This window comes from Corynebacterium sp. HMSC056F09 (genome assembly GCF_001815785.1).
GTDB classification, from domain to species: domain Bacteria; phylum Actinomycetota; class Actinomycetes; order Mycobacteriales; family Mycobacteriaceae; genus Corynebacterium; species Corynebacterium hiratae.
This window is the reverse complement of the sequence record NZ_KV821910.1, coordinates 1-1919: the sequence shown is the minus strand read 5'-3', so window position 1 is coordinate 1919 and position 1919 is coordinate 1. Positions and strand designations below refer to the sequence as shown.

General features: G+C 57.0%; 1 protein-coding gene and 1 pseudogene. Both read left to right on the top strand.

The features are described from left to right. A pseudogene (locus tag HMPREF3056_RS03575) lies at nt 1-1051 on the top strand (DDE-type integrase/transposase/recombinase); the annotation flags it as partial. Nucleotides 1052-1056: 5 nt separating this feature from the next. Then, entirely contained in the window at nt 1057-1824 is a 768-nt protein-coding gene (locus HMPREF3056_RS03570) for an ATP-binding protein (protein ID WP_210401776.1), read from the top strand. Nucleotides 1825-1919: the final 95 nt, after the last annotated feature.

Below are 1919 nucleotides of genomic sequence, written 5' to 3'. Positions count from 1 at the left end.
CCACCGTCAAGCGTTTGACTACTTTGGTGGGGTCTGCCAGGTTGTTGTCCCCGATAACGCGTCGACGGCATCAAACGCGATCAGCACTGCCGATAGGAATCGGAAGGTCAACGACACTTACCAGCAGTTCTTGGAGCACTACAACACAGCAGCACTTCCTACGCGCGCGCGTCGGCCGAAGGATAAAGCGAATGTGGAAGCTGCGGTAAAGATCGTCACACACAAAGTCATCCACGCCCTTGAAGGCCACCAGTGTGTTGACTTGGACGAGCTCAACGGAAAGATTGTGGACTTAGTCGATGCAATCAACAGGTCCGTGCCGTTTCGCAGTCAGCACATCAGCCGCAGGGATCTCTTCGAAGAACACGAGCAGCATCTCCTTGCTGACCTGCCGACAACCCCATGGCAGCACACCGAGTGGAAGCGCGCGAAAGTGGCCCCTGATTTCCATATCACGGTTGCAACGGTGCGCTACTCCGTCCCGCATCAGCTTGTTGGCCGCACTGTCGATGTGCGCATCACAGGCCAGGTCTTGACCGTCTTTGATCAGGGGACGACCGTGGCAACCCACCAGGTTTCGCATAAGCGTGGGGCCTATGTCACTGACTATGAGCACATTCCATCTGGAATGGACTCCACCCGTGGACTGTGGACCAGTGACTACTTTTATCGCGAAGCCAGCAAAACCGGCCCGGCAACACGCAAGGTCATCGAAGAACTCATCGCGGCGAAAGCCATCCCGGCCCAGGCGTACCAGTCTTGCCGAAATGTGCTTTCGATGGGCAAACACGGCAACAAACCAATCCTGGAAGAGGCATGCCAGCGCCTGACCGCCAACGACGGCAGCCGACGGGCGGTGTCATATACCGCAGTCAAAAACATGATGGCCGCCATACGCAAAGAACACGCCACTCGGCCCCGCGGATTAGACCAGGCCCCGCGTAGCACCACAACCGCCCAGCCTGTAGCCGCTGACCGGGATACCACCGGCGCGTTTCTCGGCGGTGCAGACCAGTTCAGCATGGACAACCTCGCAAAGAAAGGAAACTAAACCCCTTGTCATCACCAACCCCGCCAACAGATCGCTTCCTTGACGAATCCGTCCTGCCCGACTTCACCGCGCTGCGGATGACAGCCTTTGGCAGAAGCGTCATCGACATCGCCAACGATCCCGCATTCGACACATGGACGTTTTCCCAAAAGGTGCTCTACGCACTTGATAAAGAAGTCGCGGCCAGGCGCGAGCGACGCATCAACAAACTGCTGAAAGCATCCCGATCTCCAAACCTTGATGCTTGCCTTGAAAACGTGGTCTGCACGCCTGACCGCAACATCAACCCCGAGCAAGTCAGCAGACTCGCTCACGGACAATGGTGCCACCTGGGCCAAAACATTGTCATCCTGGGCAAATCCTCAGTCGGCAAAACCTACCTCGCCCAAGCCCTGATCACAGCAGCATGCCGCAAAGACTACTCCGCACGGTTCTACCGCACCGACATGCTCGCCGCCGAACTGGCAGTCCTCCAACCCGATGACCCTAAACGGCTGAAATTCATCCAGCACCTCCACGACGTCGATGTCCTAGTCCTCGATGACTTCCTGACCACACCTATTGATGCCGCGACCGCGCACCAACTTCTCAACATCCTCGCCGGCCGTGAAGGCAAAGTCTCAACGATAGTGACCTCACAATTCACCCCACTGGAGTGGTACAAGTCCATCCCCGACGCCGTGATCTCCGAGTCAATCCTCAACCGACTCGTCTCCGGCGCCGAGATCATCACACTCGAAGGACCAAACATGCGCCTGAACACCAACGCATAACCACCAACAACGCCTGAGTGAGACACCGCTACCGGATACTCACTCAGGCGCTACCAGATACTCACCACACCGCTACCATTTCAGTCTTCTGAACA